The organism is Paenibacillus sp. FSL M8-0228, assembly GCF_038007385.1.
Classification (GTDB): Bacteria; Bacillota; Bacilli; order Paenibacillales; family Paenibacillaceae; genus Paenibacillus; species Paenibacillus polymyxa_D.
Window position 1 is genome coordinate 1,311,587 of record NZ_JBBOXA010000001.1, and the last position, 15,826, is coordinate 1,327,412.

Annotated in this window: 15 protein-coding genes and 1 riboswitch; of the genes, 8 read left to right on the top strand and 7 right to left on the bottom strand. The window is 44.1% G+C overall.

Annotated elements, in window-relative coordinates:
• The first annotated feature begins 93 nt into the window (after nt 1–93).
• The 5 genes from MKY98_RS05960 to MKY98_RS05980 all read left to right on the top strand — a co-directional run bounded on the left by MKY98_RS05960 (nt 94) and on the right by MKY98_RS05980 (nt 8,256).
• On the top strand, nt 94–1,863 hold the full coding sequence (locus MKY98_RS05960; protein ID WP_069011535.1) for an acid phosphatase: 1,770 nt from the start codon (nt 94–96) through the stop codon (nt 1,861–1,863).
• Between the two features lie 290 nt (nt 1,864–2,153).
• Nucleotides 2,154–3,560 (top strand): sucrose-specific PTS transporter subunit IIBC, encoded by a 1,407-nt coding sequence (locus MKY98_RS05965; protein ID WP_069011536.1) that lies wholly within the window; start codon nt 2,154–2,156, stop codon nt 3,558–3,560.
• Between the two features lie 18 nt (nt 3,561–3,578).
• Nucleotides 3,579–5,834, top strand: a complete 2,256-nt coding sequence (gene bglX / locus MKY98_RS05970; protein ID WP_069011537.1) for a beta-glucosidase BglX — start codon at nt 3,579–3,581, stop codon at nt 5,832–5,834.
• Nucleotides 5,827–7,206, top strand: a complete 1,380-nt coding sequence (locus MKY98_RS05975; RefSeq protein WP_029516145.1) for a glycoside hydrolase family 32 protein — start codon at nt 5,827–5,829, stop codon at nt 7,204–7,206. The genes bglX and MKY98_RS05975 overlap by 8 nt, the downstream gene beginning before the upstream one ends.
• A 216-nt stretch (nt 7,207–7,422) precedes the next feature.
• Nucleotides 7,423–8,256 carry an AraC family transcriptional regulator gene (locus MKY98_RS05980; RefSeq protein WP_069011538.1) on the top strand — a complete coding sequence of 278 codons (834 nt, stop codon included), beginning with the start codon at nt 7,423–7,425 and terminating at the stop codon, nt 8,254–8,256.
• A 113-nt stretch (nt 8,257–8,369) separates the two neighbouring features.
• Here MKY98_RS05980 and queF read toward each other — a convergent pair whose 3' ends face one another.
• The 6 genes from queF to MKY98_RS06010 all read right to left on the bottom strand — a co-directional run bounded on the left by queF (nt 8,370) and on the right by MKY98_RS06010 (nt 12,537).
• Nucleotides 8,370–8,867 carry a preQ(1) synthase gene (gene queF / locus MKY98_RS05985; RefSeq protein WP_029516147.1) on the bottom strand — a complete coding sequence of 166 codons (498 nt, stop codon included), beginning with the start codon at nt 8,865–8,867 and terminating at the stop codon, nt 8,370–8,372.
• 219 nt (nt 8,868–9,086) lie between these two features.
• A complete protein-coding gene (gene queE / locus MKY98_RS05990) occupies nt 9,087–9,950 on the bottom strand; it encodes a 7-carboxy-7-deazaguanine synthase QueE (protein WP_069011539.1) in 864 nt (287 codons plus the stop codon).
• Entirely contained in the window at nt 9,943–10,434 is a 492-nt protein-coding gene (gene queD / locus MKY98_RS05995; RefSeq protein ID WP_069011540.1) for a 6-carboxytetrahydropterin synthase QueD, read from the bottom strand. Before queD ends, queE begins: the two co-directional genes overlap by 8 nt.
• Nucleotides 10,427–11,110 carry a 7-cyano-7-deazaguanine synthase QueC gene (gene queC / locus MKY98_RS06000; protein WP_069011541.1) on the bottom strand — a complete coding sequence of 228 codons (684 nt, stop codon included), beginning with the start codon at nt 11,108–11,110 and terminating at the stop codon, nt 10,427–10,429. The genes queD and queC overlap by 8 nt, the downstream gene beginning before the upstream one ends.
• 133 nt (nt 11,111–11,243) lie before the next feature.
• Nucleotides 11,244–11,287: riboswitch (PreQ1 riboswitch) on the bottom strand.
• Between the two features lie 79 nt (nt 11,288–11,366).
• Nucleotides 11,367–12,071 (bottom strand): AIM24 family protein, encoded by a 705-nt coding sequence (locus MKY98_RS06005; RefSeq protein ID WP_069011542.1) that lies wholly within the window; start codon nt 12,069–12,071, stop codon nt 11,367–11,369.
• 25 nt (nt 12,072–12,096) lie between these two features.
• On the bottom strand, nt 12,097–12,537 hold the full coding sequence (locus tag MKY98_RS06010; RefSeq protein ID WP_069011543.1) for a hypothetical protein: 441 nt from the start codon (nt 12,535–12,537) through the stop codon (nt 12,097–12,099).
• Nucleotides 12,538–12,851: 314 nt separating this feature from the next.
• On the opposite strand from MKY98_RS06010, the gene MKY98_RS06015 reads away from it, so the two are divergent.
• From MKY98_RS06015 to MKY98_RS06025, 3 genes are all read left to right on the top strand, one after another.
• Complete coding sequence (locus MKY98_RS06015; protein ID WP_165144572.1) at nt 12,852–13,007, top strand: hypothetical protein; 156 nt, start codon at nt 12,852–12,854, stop codon at nt 13,005–13,007.
• Between the two features lie 223 nt (nt 13,008–13,230).
• Complete coding sequence (locus MKY98_RS06020; RefSeq protein ID WP_029516151.1) at nt 13,231–13,998, top strand: hypothetical protein; 768 nt, start codon at nt 13,231–13,233, stop codon at nt 13,996–13,998.
• A 71-nt stretch (nt 13,999–14,069) separates the two neighbouring features.
• A complete protein-coding gene (locus MKY98_RS06025; protein WP_029516152.1) occupies nt 14,070–15,047 on the top strand; it encodes a helix-turn-helix transcriptional regulator in 978 nt (325 codons plus the stop codon).
• A gap of 46 nt (nt 15,048–15,093) precedes the next feature.
• Here the strand turns inward: MKY98_RS06025 and MKY98_RS06030 are convergent, their stop codons facing one another.
• Entirely contained in the window at nt 15,094–15,765 is a 672-nt protein-coding gene (locus tag MKY98_RS06030) for a 3'-5' exonuclease (protein ID WP_029516153.1), read from the bottom strand.
• Between the last annotated feature and the right edge of the window lie 61 nt (nt 15,766–15,826).

A 15,826-nucleotide genomic window follows, 5' to 3' on the forward strand; every position in this document is an offset into this window, starting at 1 on the left:
TATGATTCTTTATGTCATACATCTTGTTATATAGATAATAGCTCCGTAGAGAAAGTATGAAGAGCACAAGAGAAGAGAGGATCTGATTTGAGAATGAAATCGCTAAGGAAACCATTATCAGTTGCATTACTATCTTTACCCTTACTTCTAGGTTCCCTGGGTGGAAGTTATGCGAGTGCAGCAACCCTACCAACAGCGGTAACTCCAACAGAACCGTCGTGGGGATATTTCGTAGATCATTATAAAAATAATAGTTCTGCAAATAAGACGGAAAGCTCTAATCCGACCCTCGGGTTGCTCTCCGAATTTAATAAGCTTTGGACTCCCGGCGCTACCTGGGATACAGGTACCAAGCTAAACAGCAGCGTGCTGGACGCCAATATTCAAAAAGTGATTGATATCGCTGCCCGTCGCACTTCCAGTGAGGCCAATGCGGCTTATTTGGATGATCGCAGAAACCAGAGCTACAGTGTGATCGACGGGCTGGGTTCGCTCACTGATGTATATCGTAAGAATGCAGGTGCCACGACAACAATCAACGACATTCCGGCAGATGCCCTGACTAAGAAATACGAAGATGAGGGAACGAATGCTGGGAGTACAAGCTCCAATCTCGGCAACATCGTAAATCTGGTAAATACCTTGCGCGGAGAATATTCTACGACGAACCCGGCTAAGTCTTATTTTAGCTATCCTCGCCCGTTTCGCTGGAGCGATAACTCTGTAGTTGTTCCGAGCCTTATTCCCGCTCTCAAAGCTGATGCTACTAGCGATGGCGGCTTTCCTAGCGGTCATACCAATGCTGCGTATCTCAGTTCTATTGCTATGGCCTACGCCGTGCCGGAGCGTTATCAAGAACTGCTGACGCGAGCTTCGGAGCTGGGCAATAACCGTGTTGTTGCCGGTATGCATTCCCCGCTTGATGTTATGGGAGGGCGTGTCATGGCAACAGCGATGGCTGCTGCTATCCTGTCTGATCCAGCCAATAGCAGTTTGAAGAAAGCGGCTTATCAGGATGCTCGTAAACAACTGCTGTCTCAAAAAGGTACAGCTCCAGATCGGTTCAGCAATTATGCCACAAACAAAAAAAATTATAATCAACGATTAACATACGGATTCAGTCAGGTTAATCCAACCGCGACGCCTATGATAGTGCCTAAGGGAACTGAGGTACTATTGGAGACACGCTTGCCTTACCTGGATAGCACACAACGTCGTTGGGTTTTGGCTACCACGGGAATTCCTTCCGGATATCCTGTACTTGATGATGCTGAGGGATGGGGACGATTGAACTTGTTTTCCGCTGCGGATGGCTACGGTGCTTTCGCCAATAATGTGACGGTGAATATGGACGCTTCCAAAGGTGGTTTCAATGCATTGGATCGCTGGCGCAATAATATATCTGGTGTTGGAAAGCTGACTAAAAAGGGAACAGGTACGTTGAAACTAATGGGCAACAATACGTATTCCGGCGGTACACAGATCGACCAAGGTACTTTGGAGGGAACTTCGGACACGGCTTTCGGAAGTGGCGGAATTACGAATTACGGGGGAACTCTTCTTAAAAATGCTTCTGGGAAGCTGATTATTGGCGGAAATTACAGACAATCTGCCAAGGGAACACTTGAGCTTAACCTACGCACTAAAAATGATGTGCTCAAAATAAAGGGAACAGCTATACTCAACGGAAAATTACGCCTGAACTTTTCTAACAAATATGTGCCGGCTAATGGTGCTACGATCTTAACTTATGCTAAACGAAATGGAGCATTTTCTTCCATTGAAACGGTAGGTTTACCAAGCAATTATAAAGTGAAGGTTATCTATACAGCTGACAGTGCTCAGTTGAAAGTCACTAAGTAAAACGTAAGTAACTCTCTATACAACAATTGAAGTGCACCTTTAAAATACATGGGAATAAACCAGAAGGTTATTCCATTGTGTATTCTAGGGGTGCACTTTATTGTTTCATCAGGCACCAGTTGCTAGTATGCATTTATAATCAAGGATATAAAAAGGTCAAAATTTGACCTTAATGTAGTAAAATAATCCCGCTGTTTGAAAGCGCAGTCATGATATTCTTAAGAAGCATATTTGATCAACGTTTTAATGATTCAGACTAACTAAGAGGAACAGAGGAAAGGAAGAGACTGATGAGTCTTGAAAAAGAATACGTTAAAATAGCCCAAGATGTCATTAAAGGGCTTGGCGGAGAAGACAATATTATTTCCATGGCACATTGTGCCACACGGCTGAGGCTGATTGTAAAAGATAGAGAAATTATTGATGATGAATTTATTGAGAATATTGATAAGGCCAAGGGCGTTTTCTTTACCTCTGGGCAATATCAAATTATTTTTGGAACCGGTACTGTAAATAAAGTATACGATGCCATGGTTGGCCAAAGCATATCTGCTACATCAAAGGCTGATTTGAAAGAGATGGCCTCCACTCAAGGTGATAATCGGTTCAAAAGAATGATCCGTGTTTTCGGGGATGTATTTGTTCCGATTATGCCTGCATTGGTAGCTACAGGATTATTCATGGGAGTTAGAGGCTTAGTAACTCAGCCTGCACTGCTCCAGTTATTTGGACTTACACCTGATCATATTTCTGCGAATTTCATATTGTTTACGCAAATATTGACCGATACGGCTTTTGCATTTTTACCCGTGTTGGTATGTTGGTCGGCCTTCCGGGTGTTTGGTGGATCACCACTATTGGGGATATTGATTGGATTAATGTTAGTAAGTCCTTCGTTGCCTACATCTTGGGATGTCGCTCAAAAAGTTCAGGAACCACTAGTATTTTTCGGATTCATTAAAATTGCAGGCTATCAGGGCTCGGTTTTGCCTGCCTTCATAATAGGTGTCGTGGGGGCGATGCTAGAGAAAAAAATCAGGAAATCAGTCCCGGATGCATTGGACTTAATTCTAACACCATTTTTGACATTATTAATCACACTGGTACTGGGATTGTTCGTGATCGGTCCCATTTTTCACGAGGTGGAAACTTTAATATTAATGGGTGTTACCGCCATTTTAAAATTACCATACGGCATCGGCGGATTTATTTACGGTGGCATCAATCAGATTATTGTAGTTACCGGACTGCACCATGCCTTAAACCTGATTGAAATACAGATGTTAGTAGGCAATGGTTGGAATATGGTGAACCCGATCAGTTCAGCGTCGATTTGCGCACAAGCGGGTGCTGCATTGGCTGTTGGTCTAAAATCTAAAAATGTAAAAACCAAATCCATTGCGTATCCTTCTACCTTGTCTGCGTTATTGGGTATTACAGAACCCGCTATCTTTGGGGTGAACATTCGATATGGCAAACCGTTCTTGATGGGCTTGATTGGCGGAGCGGTTGGCGGTTTCTTCGCACGTATATTTAATGTTCAAGCAACGGGCATGTCAATCACAGCCCTACCGGGAATGTTATTGTACCTGAACAATCAGATATTCATATATATCTTAGTTTGTGTAATCGGCTTTGCTGTGGCATTTGCACTAACGTGGATCTTTGGGTTTAAAGAAAAAATAGATCACAAATAAAATGATGTGGGGAGAATCATGGACAACAACACACTGCTTAAGAAATTGGACAGCCTTTCAATAGAAGAGAAAATAGGCCAGCTCATCCAACTGACCGGTGATTTTTTTGAAGGGGATATAGACACTGTTGTGACGGGTCCTTTAAAAAAATTAGGGTTAAACGCCGGCTACAATATATATAACACAGGCTCCATATTGAACATCACTAATCCAGAAAAAATTATCCAACTGCAAACGGATTATTTGGAAAAATCGATTCATAAAATTCCGCTGCTGTTCATGGCAGATATTATCTATGGGTATCGAACCATCTTCCCGATTCCGATTGCACAAGCATGTAGTTGGAATTATGAGGGTATAGAACATGCAGGTTCGATTGCTGCCCAGGAATGTTATGACGAAGGTGTGCACGTGACCTTTTCCCCCATGGTAGATATCGTTAGAGATCCCCGTTGGGGGCGGGTGATGGAATCGCCTGGAGAGGACACTTTGCTGGCGAAGAAATATGCCGAAAGCATGGTTCAGGGGATCCAGGGGAGAAACTCGGAGGATATCATACCAGCCAATAAAATTGCCGCTTGCGTCAAACATTTTGCCGCTTATGGGGCACCTGTCGCTGGACGTGAGTATAACGCCGTGGATATGTCGGAGCACACGCTGCGAGAATATTATTTGCCAGGGTATCAAGCTGCAATCGAGGCGGGGGCAAAGCTTGTTATGACGGCCTTTAATACCTTGAATGGCGTTCCTGCAACAGGAAACGAGTGGCTTAACCGCGACGTGCTAAGACGAGAGATGAATTTTAATGGTGTGTTGATCTCGGATTACGCCGCTATAGAAGAACTGATCATGCACGGTTATGCCGAAGATGAGGCTTCCGCTGCAAGGCTGGCATTGTTGGCTAGTGTTGATGTGGATATGAAGACAGCAGTATACGCCAATCAATTGGAGAAAGTAGTATCTGATAACGAGCATATGTTGGAGCTTTTGAATGAAGCGGTATACCGTATTTTAAAGCTGAAAAATGATTTGGGGCTGTTTGAGGACCCGTTCCGCGGATTACAGGAAACCGTTCAGCGGTCGAGAAACAGCATTCTGTCAGATGAACATAAAAAAGCCGCGCTGTCCTTGGCTGAAGAATCCGTAGTCTTGCTGAAAAATGAAAATCAACTGCTGCCATTGTCTAAACATACCAAAGTAGCTTTAATCGGTCCTTACGCAGATGAAAACTCCACCCTGGGCATGTGGGCCATTAAGGGGGATGAGGCGGATACCGTCAATTTGAAAATGGGATTATTAAAGCATGTTGATCCCGACAATCTCTCGGTTTGCAAAGGGGCGCACATGCTTCCTGCTAATGCAAGAGAAGCCCTTGGCAAATATGCGGACAAGCTGGCTGCTGAAACAGTCGATGAGGAGGCCCTGCTGCGCGAAGCAATCCGAAATGCTAACGAAGCGGATGTCATTGTCCTCGCCTTGGGAGAAAGTATTTATCAGAGCGGAGAAGGGGGATCGCGAACGAACCCGACGCTTCCTAAGCCGCAAATGAAACTACTCCATGAATTAAGTTTACTGGGCAAAAAGACGGTTCTGATCGTTTATAGTGGAAGACCTTTGATTCTTACCGAAGTAGCCGGAAAAGTGGACGCTATTGTTCAAGCCTGGTATCCAGGAACGATGGGCGGAGAAGCACTGGCCAATATACTGTATGGGGAAGTCAATCCATCGGGGAAATTAGCCATGACCTTTCCACGGAGCGTGGGACAAATTCCGATGTCCTACAATGAGTTGAATACAGGCAGACCGAATTTAAAGGAAAATGGCTCTTATCGGTTTGCATCCCGATATATAGATGAAGTGAATGAACCCTTGTATCCATTTGGCTATGGCAAATCCTATACCTCATTTGAATACAGCCTATTAACAATTAGCCAAAAAGAAATGAAGAAAAATGAGTCAGTTGATATCTGTATTTCTGTCACCAACACTGGAATTTATGATGGAAAGGAAACGATCCAATTATATATTCGCGATAAATTTGCAAGTGTTGCAAGACCAGTGAAAGAATTAAAAGACTTTAAAAAAATGTTTTTGCAAAGTGGCGAGACCCAAAATGTTGAATTTTCAATTCATGAAGAAATGCTTAAATTTTATGACCGTGAAATGCAATACAAAAGTGAACCCGGTGAATTTGATGTTTATATCGGGTCAAGCTCGCAGGAAATTTTGCTGAGTTTTAGTTTTGTTTTTTTACCGGAGGATGAGCATGAATAAAAGCGACGCGTATAACCTGAAATATCATATCACCCCTCCTTACGGTTTGCTCAATGATCCTAATGGACTTGCTTATTTCAATCATCAATATCATGTGTTTTATCAGTGGAATCCAAAAGGAACTGAGCATAAAAATAAATGTTGGGGCCATGTTGTTTCCAGCGATCTGGTGCACTGGCAAAGGAAAAGTGTCGCGCTGGAGCCTTCGGAATGGTATGACAAGGATGGCATTTATTCGGGCGGGGGCATTGTTCATAATGAAAAGCTGTATCTGTTTTATACAGGAAATGTAATCCGAGATGATGGAGTAAAAGAAAGCTATCAATGCGCCGCGATTTCGGAGGATGGAGAGTATTTTCAAAAAATCGGCCCTTTGTTTGAGCATCCCCAAGGTTACACTAGGCATGTTCGAGATCCGAAAGTATGGAGAGACCAACACGGGAACTGGTGGTTGATTGTTGGTGCTCAGAGAGAAGATTTGACTGGAGATACGCTTATCTACAAATCTGAAAATTTGTCCGATTGGGAATGCCAAGGATCATTTGTTGATCATGATCATCAATTTGGATATATGTGGGAATGTCCGGATGTACTTCAATTTGCCGAAAACGATGTTTTTGTTTTCTCTCCTCAGGGTTTACCGGAGAGAGGCGAATATTATAAAAATCCTAATCAATCGGGATATATGGTTGGCAAATTATCGAATACAGGCAAATTCAACGGGGACCTTTCCGATTTTAAAGAGCTTGATCGAGGATTTGATTTTTACGCTCCACAATCATTCAAAGTTAATGACAGAACCATTATGTTCGGATGGATGAGCGCCATGAATGAGGAAGCGGAGAGGGCTGTCCCGACCATTCAAGAGGGCTGGATTCATGCATTAACACTTCCTAGAGAAGTTGTGCTGATGAACGGTGTGTTGTACCAGAAACCATTGCCGGAATTACAATTGTTAAGACTGGATGGCATGCATTACAAAGGGGAAATTCAAAGTAGTAGTGAGTGGGTGCTGCCTTCTACACAAGCGGAGCTAATTGTTGATTTTTCCTTACTGACAGAAAATTTTAAAATGATCATAAGGGATGCTGTGCAAATTGACTATGATCAGGAACAAAACAGTCTGACCGTTTGGAGAACAAACTGGTTGACTGGCGAGAGAGAGTACAGAAGAGCAACATTAAATAATAAGCTTGCAGAAATGCAAATATTCATTGAAAGCTCAAGCCTGGAGATCTTTGTGAATGAGGGTGAAGAAGTGTTTTCCCTGCGTTATTTCATAGAAGGTGCAGACCAAAGCAATGTATTACTTGAGGCAGGACACAATGTAGGAGAAGTTAGAATGTATCAGTTGCAGGAATGTGTAGGGTAACATTTTTTTGCTTGCCGGGTTGCAAGCAGGTTAAGGAAGGCTGTTCATTATCCCGTTTGCGGGAAGAACTGCCTTCTTTTTTATTTTTGGTCCGTTGAATAGATTCTGCTTGTCCGGGCATTTTACTATCGGTATAGTATGAGTATTAGTATAAGAGTTTATGCCTTAATATAGAATACAGATGAATTACTCATGGCTGGCTGATGAGGTGTGGTGATGAAAAAAATATATGAACATATCGAAATAGACAGAAAAAAAATGATTAACCTTTTTATGTTCCAATCCAGAGATACAGAAAGAGTCATTCCTATGCATTTTCACAGCAATATGGAGTTGATCTACTGTACAAGTGGAAGTCTAAAGGTGTGGCATGAAGGAAAAATAACTATTTTGATGGAAAAGGATGCGCTATTCATTAACAGCAATGTTCCGCATTCCACGCAGAGCATTACGGAGAACCAGGTCATTGTGCTGCAATTTCCAGACACTTTCTTTGCCAATGAACAAGTAATCATCCAATTAAATACGCAAGAGAAACAAGTTGAAGAACCCATAATCTCTAAATTAAGAGGATTGTTTATGGATATATATGATCTACATATTTCCAAAGGCAAATACGACTACATTTTAGAGCAAAGCCGAATTATTGAACTGAAATATTTGCTTGTCAATCATTTTAGTCAGACGACAGACATTCCACCGGAAGTATTCAGTGAAAAGCAACAAAAGATAAAGACAATCATGGACTTTATTAAAGAGCGTTATACTGAAAATATTAGCTTGGCCAAAACGGCCCGTATCTGCGGTTATTCGGAGGCTTATTTGTCGCGAATGTTTCATAAATATACAGGCCAGACGTTTACCGAATACAAGCAAATTCTTTGTTTGGAGAAGGCGATCGATTTACTGGATTCAACTAATAAGTCACTTACAGAAATTTCTTACGAGGTCGGGTTTCCAAACGAGAAATCTTTCAGAAAAGCTTTTAGAGAAGTTATGGGTAAAACACCGTATGAATATAAAAAATCAAGATTTGATCTGGATGTGTAATGCCACAAGCGTGCACAGTCTCCTTTCAGTAAAACGAAGGGGTTGTCCCTGAGTCATTTGATGACTTTAGGACAACCCCTTGATATTTACGCTATGTCAGAAGAGTTATTAGCTTAACGGTTATCAACCTTTTCTGGGTACATATCATGATTCATCATGCGGTGCTCCGCTATCTGTTCATACTTTGTTCCTGGCTTGCCGTAGTTGGTGTACGGGTCGATAGAGATACCGCCGCGTGGCGTGAATTTGCCCCATACTTCAATGTATCGAGGGTCCATCAGCTTAATTAAGTCATTCATGATGATGTTGACGCAGTCTTCATGGAAATCGCCGTGGTTACGGAAGCTGAACAGGTACAGCTTAAGGGATTTGCTTTCTACCATTTTAATATCGGGAATGTAGCTGATGTAGATGGTTGCAAAATCAGGTTGTCCTGTAATCGGACACAGGCTGGTGAACTCCGGGCAATTGAACTTTACAAAATAATCCCGATAGGGATGTTTATTATCAAAGCTTTCGAGAATGGCGGGATCATAGGCAAAAGTGTATTGTGTGCCTTGATTGCCAAGCAGGGTAACATCGGTCATTTCTTCGGGTGTTCTTCCGGTCATATGGATAAGGCTCCTTAAAGTAAGTTGGTTTGGTAAAAGAGAGAGGGAGTTATGGTGGTGGGAGGTCGCTCCGCGAATGATTTGAGTCTCCGCTCCGCTGCCGACCGCCGTCACCATCCTAAAATCCCTACCCGTTTACATATTGGTTGGGGCAGAAGTGAGTAATGCTCTCCTTTGTGTATCACATACAGCGCATACGGAATATATTACATATAAGTGTTATACGCCGCGTTTGTTGCCCCATACGAGGGTGTGGAGCTGCGGGAGTACTCTTACATGGTTTAGTAGGGAATCGTCCATGACACGGTCGATAAGCCATTCATAACGATGGAGTAGAGACTCCGCTATCTGTCCGGTATTCTCCGTGTTTACATCTGGATTACCCGTCTGAAGGAACAGCGGTACGTGTGGATAGCGCTCGTGAACAGTGCGGGCATAGGCAAGATCGGTGTCATCGAAGATGACGACCTTCAAGCTGCAAGCTCCGGTATAGAGCCGCGCAGATTCATTAGCGGGTTCCTTCAAGTCTGTTGCGATTGCGACGTGGGACGTCGCTCGTAACTCGCCAGCCATCTCCCGGTTCGACAGACGGGCGACAATATCATCCAGCACGTCCCAGTTGGTCGTCATACCCGAGCTGGGCGGTTTCGGGGACAGGGTTACCTCATCGATATCGTACAGCCATTCCTGCCAACGGGAGCCTTGTGTTTCGACAGCGGTGGCAATGCCTTGACTGCGTAGCAGGGTGATTAGCTCCCCAAGCTGCGGTAGCAGGGCAGGATTGCCTCCAGAAAGGGTCACATGCGAAAAGCGTTCGCCGCCGATGGCCTTCAGCTCCTGCCAAATGTCCGTGGCACTCAGACGACGGATCTGATCCTTGGCGCTGCCGTCCCAGGTAAAGGCGGAGTCGCACCACGAGCAATGGTAATCGCAGCCTGCGGTACGAACAAACATCGTTTTACGACCAATGACCATACCTTCGCCCTGAACAGTGGGACCAAACACCTCCAGTACGGGAATAGGGGCTATTTGGGTGCCGTGGGAGGCTGTCATGGGTTGGTGAGTAGTCACGGTATTACTCATCGAGCATCCACTCCCGTCGGAACTCGGCGTAGCTGGTAGGTGTCTCGAACAACCGTACAAACTCGGTACGTCCACTTTCGACACGGTTGCAGTATGCATCCGAGGTCAAGGCTGACTCCATTTGTTCAAAGATCCAGACGACCATATTTTCCGCCGTTGTATTCATTGGAGGAAGCGTCTCATTCAAGTAACGGTGGTCCAGAAAAGGCTCAATCCGCTCTTTCCAGATCGTTTTGATGTCACCAAAATCTAGCGTTAGACCCGTTTCGCCCGGTATGCCACTTATGCCAAATACGACGATATAGGTATGTCCGTGCAGATTTTTGCATTTGCCTTCGTAGCAGTGCAAATGATGTGCTGCATCGAACGTAAATTGTTTGCTGACGAGTACACGTTTGCGGTGATAACGCAGCTGAGAGTGCTCAATGTCTGTCCCAAACTGCTGGAGCTTGTCGACAATGCGAAAGGTACCTGGCTCACGCATGACCTTCAACTCCTTGGGATGAAGCTCCGCGCACCGCGAGATATTGCTCCAGTCCGGCACGGCGAAGTTTGCAAGCAGGGCATTCGCCACAGCCGTCGCCAATGATGCCGTTATAGCACGTTAGTGTACGTGTTCTTACAAATTCAAAAGCTTTCAGCTCATCGGCCATGTGCCAAGTTTCGGCCTTGTTCAACCACATAAGCGGGGTATGAATCACAAAGGGATAGTCCATCGAAAGGTTTAGTGTGACGTTCAGCGATTTGATAAAGGAATCCCGGCAATCGGGATAGCCGCTGAAATCCGTCTCACATACGCCTGTAATGATGTGGCGCGCTCCTTTTTGCTTGGCGAGAACTCCCGCGAAGCTCAGAAACAGTAGGTTGCGACCGTCTACAAAGGTGCTAGGCAGTTCGCCTTCCTGTTGAGTAATGTCAATGTCTGTGCGTGTGAGGGCATTAGGGGCTAGTTGATTAAGCAGGCTCATATCCAGTACCGTTTGCGGAACACCCAGTTCGCGGGCGATTCCAGCGGCTACTTCGATTTCCTGCTTGTGGCGTTGACCGTAATCGAACGTCACAGTTTCTACTTCAGCAAAATGTTTTTTTGCCCAAAATAAACAGGTTGTGCTGTCTTGGCCGCCGCTGAATACGACGACTGCTTTTTCGTTTGCAAACATAAAAAAACCTCTCGATCTTCTTGGAATGGTGCAAGACACAAGTCTTGTCACTTGGAAGAAGGAGAGTTCTTGAACCGACTTCAACAAAAAACAGGCCTTGCCCCGAGAAATCATTTTTCTTGCGGAGGACAAAGCATCGTTAGTTTTTTATAGAGGGAGTTCGCGAACCTCTCCCATGCATGACGCATGGATTTTCTTCATTAGTATCTGCCACGAGGACAGACGGCTTTAGCATTGTCATTATAGCATGGCAGGGCTATTTGATAAACACTCCACCAAATGGAATGACTTCCCTTAAAAATCGCTTGATCACGCCATCGTCGTTCATATCCTGTTGGAGCCGCCGATGATGCTCCCCGGCATGGAATAGTACGGTACCCTGTCCGGTCATTTTAAAATGATAGTTCATATGCTGGCTGGCCAGATGGTTGCCGTACACGGTCAACTCCAGATGGGCGTTTTCGGGGTAGGCAATGACGCTGCTCGCATCCACATATATCGGTTCTGTCGGATGAAGCTGTTCCTGACACACCAATCCCTGCGTCAAAAGACCGATTTGACCCACACCATCAAATTTCATTTTTATAACATCACGGCTAAACAACATGTTTTTCATGCTTAGCAGCTTAGTACGCATTTGGATACCGGAGCTGTACCAGAACAGGTTGCGAAAATCGTATAACAGATCATCGCTTCCTTCAAGCTTAATCATTTTTAGACTAAAGCCAGGTGGAAGTGCAGCAATTAGGCGACAAGCTCCTGTGAAATCGGCCTGAATCAGTTTGTGTTTGCGATACATGCCCTTAATATTCATCAGTTTATCACTGCGGCCTGAGCTGGGTCCGCGGTATGCGATGATTTGCTGCGGATGCAGAACGTGCAGCTTTTCTCCTTCCGCCAGATCGAGCGTTACGACCGAACCGACGCTTTCATCATGGTGTTGTCCTGCTTGTATGTCCATTCAGACCTTTCATCCTTTCAGACAGTTAGTATCTTCCCGAACGTCGACGCATCCCGTAACGCAACAGTCGGATACCCATAAAATAACCGGCCAGCAGAATTATAGCTGTGATAATGAGCAATTTATTTCGATGTGAAGCCTGATCGCGCTGGGTTTGAAGATTTTTTAATTCTGTGACTGTGTCAGTCAGCTTGCGGTTTTGCTCCAGCAATTGGGCGTTTTGCTCTTGATAGGCTTCTAAGCTGTTACGGGCCTTTTCCAGATCCTCCTGGGTTTGTCGATAGCTTTCCTTGAGCTGATATACATCACCAGGTAACCGCGAAAATTGCTCGAAGCCCTGATATACATCATCCCAATAAGCAGCATGTACTTCGGGTACACGAGTTATCCCAAAAATAAACAAAAGTGCTATAGCAGCGCAGACAATGCGGCGATACAAAGCAAAGCGACAAGTTGGTCGTGCCAAGAGATGTTCCCCCTTTTGATAAACCAAGATGTTAGATGATATAGATCATTACCCATATGACATGGTTACGTATAATATAACGATACGGATGCAGATTTTTGAAGAAACGGACGATAAATACGGAGAAAATGATCTCAAAAAAAGTCGATATATGAGTTTAAGTGTACCAAAAAACGGGTATATCAAGGAAGCGGCAACATTCCGGCATTTTTTCTAGCATACGAGTAAAGAACGATCCGCACCTGATCAGGTCTTAAATATGAATATATAAACTGAAATATATTAAAAATTAATATAGAAGGAGATTTTGCAAGATGAATGAGAAAGAACAAAACTATAAAACTTTAAAAATCACTGTAAATGGAAAGCCGTTATCAAAGGATCTCGTCGTAGATAGTACTACTTTTGCCCCTATATCTGATATTTGCACAAAAACGAATGTTTCTTTAACAGAAACTACAATCTCATAAGTTTAAGTATAGAAGTAGACTATAAAATAGCCCGGCATACGCCGGGCTATTTTTGCGCGTTCATGTAATTCAAATGGTTTAAAATGTTATTTACCAAACTAGGTCCCCCTTCATAAAGATTCCCATGTATAATTTTCACAATCGAACATACGTTCCCTGACAATATAGTGTCAGATAACACTGTTAATTTAGAGTTACATGTTCTTTTAGGGGGAATTTACCAGTGGTGAAGTCAATGCTCAATGTAACGTACACATGGGACAAAGAGTCTATATCTGCGAATGGGTCCAAACAAGTAAATCTACTGATAGAATGGGGCTATGGAGCTAAACGTAAAAGAAAAGGAAATCTAATACCGAAAGCAGCGGGATGTGACCTTCAACTCCAGTTCATTCCAGAAAACGGGGTAAGTCTATTAAAAGCTGAAGGGGTAAGGCTCGGTTTTAAACGCTCGGAAAACGGAGATAGCATGTTTGTTCACTGTGGTGATGTACGGCGGGGAAAATATAGACAGGCTATTTTGACGTTTTCTATACCGGCTCACTCGTCCGGAAGACATACGATTGGAATGATGGAGTGGAGCTGGCGCAAGCCATCGCAGGAAAAGCGAACGATGATTCGGACAGACCAGCTCTACATCCATTTTACGCATCATCTTGGTCTGCTGAGCATTCCATCCAACCCGAAGGTGGAAAAATACATAAAGCTGAATGAGACGTCCCCTATTGTAAAAAAGGCATTGCGTATGTACGAGAAAGGGGAATATGAGCAAGGGGCGTTCATCCTTACCAGACAAGCAGATGAATTACTTATACGTGCAGCAAGAAGCGATGATATGGACTACCTGCAGGAAGCCGAGTTGCTTCTGGCTATACGTAATAAATGGAGTGGTACTTTTGTATCATTTACAGCGTATAGTTCTAAAGTCTTTTTCAATAAGGCAATATCGCTAGAAGATGTTCATTTTACTGAAAATGATACTTTGAGATAGGCAATTATGCTAGTTTATTTGTGTAATATAGTGAGTCTAATTTACTATCTTTTTGTAAAGGAGAGACTTCCTTGACTGATCGGTTGATACGTTTAATGCGGATTATTACTATTGTTCAGGCAAATCCAGGGATATTGGCAAGAGAGCTTGCCGAACGTTGTGAAACATCAGAACGTACCATATACCGAGATATGGAGGCGCTAAGCGCTATGCATATACCGATTGCGAATATGGGGCATGGCAAGGGGTACATTTTTATTAGCAATTTCGCTTTGTATCCTCTGAATTGGACGGAAGAAGAGGCAGAGGCTTTTACTAAGCTGGGAGAGATTATGGAAACGGTAAAGCCTCTTTTACCGCCAGCTTTTGAAAGTGCTTATGAGAAAGTGATGGCCTCTAGTCAGAAAAAAAAGATGGAACAGACGAGCTTCGCGCAGGAAATGAAAAATATTGTCCGGCTCGGCTCGACACTTGATCGGGAAAACCAGCCCTATCTGCTCAGGCTGATTGTTTTAGCGAGTCTTACGCAGCAGACGATTGAAGCGGAATACAGCTCACCTCAAAATGAAGATGTATCACTCGTTCAGGTGGATCCTTATTGCTTGGTCCCGCAGGATCGGCGATTCTATATGCTTGGTTTTTGTCACAAGCAATCCGCGATGAGAACCTTTCGGATCAGCCGATTTCGGAACATGAGAATTTTGCCGTATACGTTTCAAAAAAATACAACTGAAATGGAAATGTTTTTTAAAGGGACCTGGTCGGTGACCAAAGGAAATCAGAATATCCGGTTTGTGGTACGTTTTTCTGCCGAGTCTGTATATCGGGTCAAAGAAGAGGAGCTGTTCATCAAGCCTTTTCTTAAGGATTTGCCGGATGGAAGTTTGTTGTTTGAGGTGACGGTCAATCATGACCGTGAATTTTTGGATTGGCTCACTTCCTATGGAGCTGAGGCCGAGATCCTGGAGCCTTTACGGTACCGCAAACGAATGCAAGAAATGCTGCGGACCTGGGGGGCATTCTATTTCGATAAAAAGGCAGGAAATTAAGAATAACAGGGGGAGATCCCCCGGAACGGGCCGGGGAGCTATCCGCTTAACGGTCCTTAAACAGGTTGGCGAGATTGCCAAAAGGACTGTACTGTTCCTGCTCTTCTTCTGGTGAGGAGTAGACGAGCTTCGATCCACGGCTTTCCTCATCGTCAGCAGCATTATGAACTAATGTAATACGATCAAAATGGTACATGAAAACCTGAGCGGTGTTCACGGCATCATCCAGTGCCCGGTGTTGTTGACCGTCAAAGTCAATGTTGCACAATTCCAGCGCCTGAGACAGGCTCAACTGACGGTACTTTCCATTGGAACCAAGCAGACGGGAAATCTGCTTCTGTATATCATTTGTATTATGAATCCATCCGAGATCTACATGATGGGTACGACAATGGGATACCAGCTTCTGACGGTCATCCGGGCCCCATGCGCATAAATAATAAGGGGAATCCGTACCGAGCCAGGCTATGAACTCCTTCACAGCTTCAGGAAATAGTGGAGCGGCATCAATGTCTCGTTGAGTAATACCCGTGAACTGAACGGTATCAGTAGAGAGTACAGGTCGATTCGAGGGTCTTACAAAACTGTGAAACGTATCCGCAACGTATAGGCCATCGTCTCCCTGAACAACTTTGACGGCACCGATATCAATGATTTCGGAGGAATATCTGGCGTTACGACTAACGGTAAATTCAAGATCGTAAATAATGTATTGCATTTCTGGACTCCTTCCACACATATAACTGATCCCGATGGGGATCGGGACGAATGTTCTTGCC

Bases quoted from the DNA above. Each gene is read 5' to 3' on its own strand.
- MKY98_RS05960 (WP_069011535.1), top strand. From the start codon at position 94: ATGAAATCGCTAAGGAAACCATTATCAGTTGCATTACTATCTTTACCC.
- MKY98_RS05965 (WP_069011536.1), top strand. From the start codon at position 2,154: ATGAGTCTTGAAAAAGAATACGTTAAAATAGCCCAAGATGTCATTAAA.
- bglX (WP_069011537.1), top strand. From the start codon at position 3,579: ATGGACAACAACACACTGCTTAAGAAATTGGACAGCCTTTCAATAGAA.
- MKY98_RS05975 (WP_029516145.1), top strand. From the start codon at position 5,827: ATGAATAAAAGCGACGCGTATAACCTGAAATATCATATCACCCCTCCT.
- MKY98_RS05980 (WP_069011538.1), top strand. From the start codon at position 7,423: ATGAAAAAAATATATGAACATATCGAAATAGACAGAAAAAAAATGATT.
- queF (WP_029516147.1), bottom strand. From the start codon at position 8,867: ATGACCGGAAGAACACCCGAAGAAATGACCGATGTTACCCTGCTTGGC.
- queE (WP_069011539.1), bottom strand. From the start codon at position 9,950: ATGAGTAATACCGTGACTACTCACCAACCCATGACAGCCTCCCACGGC.
- queD (WP_069011540.1), bottom strand. From the start codon at position 10,434: ATGCGTGAGCCAGGTACCTTTCGCATTGTCGACAAGCTCCAGCAGTTT.
- queC (WP_069011541.1), bottom strand. From the start codon at position 11,110: ATGTTTGCAAACGAAAAAGCAGTCGTCGTATTCAGCGGCGGCCAAGAC.
- MKY98_RS06005 (WP_069011542.1), bottom strand. From the start codon at position 12,071: ATGGACATACAAGCAGGACAACACCATGATGAAAGCGTCGGTTCGGTC.
- MKY98_RS06015 (WP_165144572.1), top strand. From the start codon at position 12,852: ATGAATGAGAAAGAACAAAACTATAAAACTTTAAAAATCACTGTAAAT.
- MKY98_RS06030 (WP_029516153.1), bottom strand. From the start codon at position 15,765: ATGCAATACATTATTTACGATCTTGAATTTACCGTTAGTCGTAACGCC.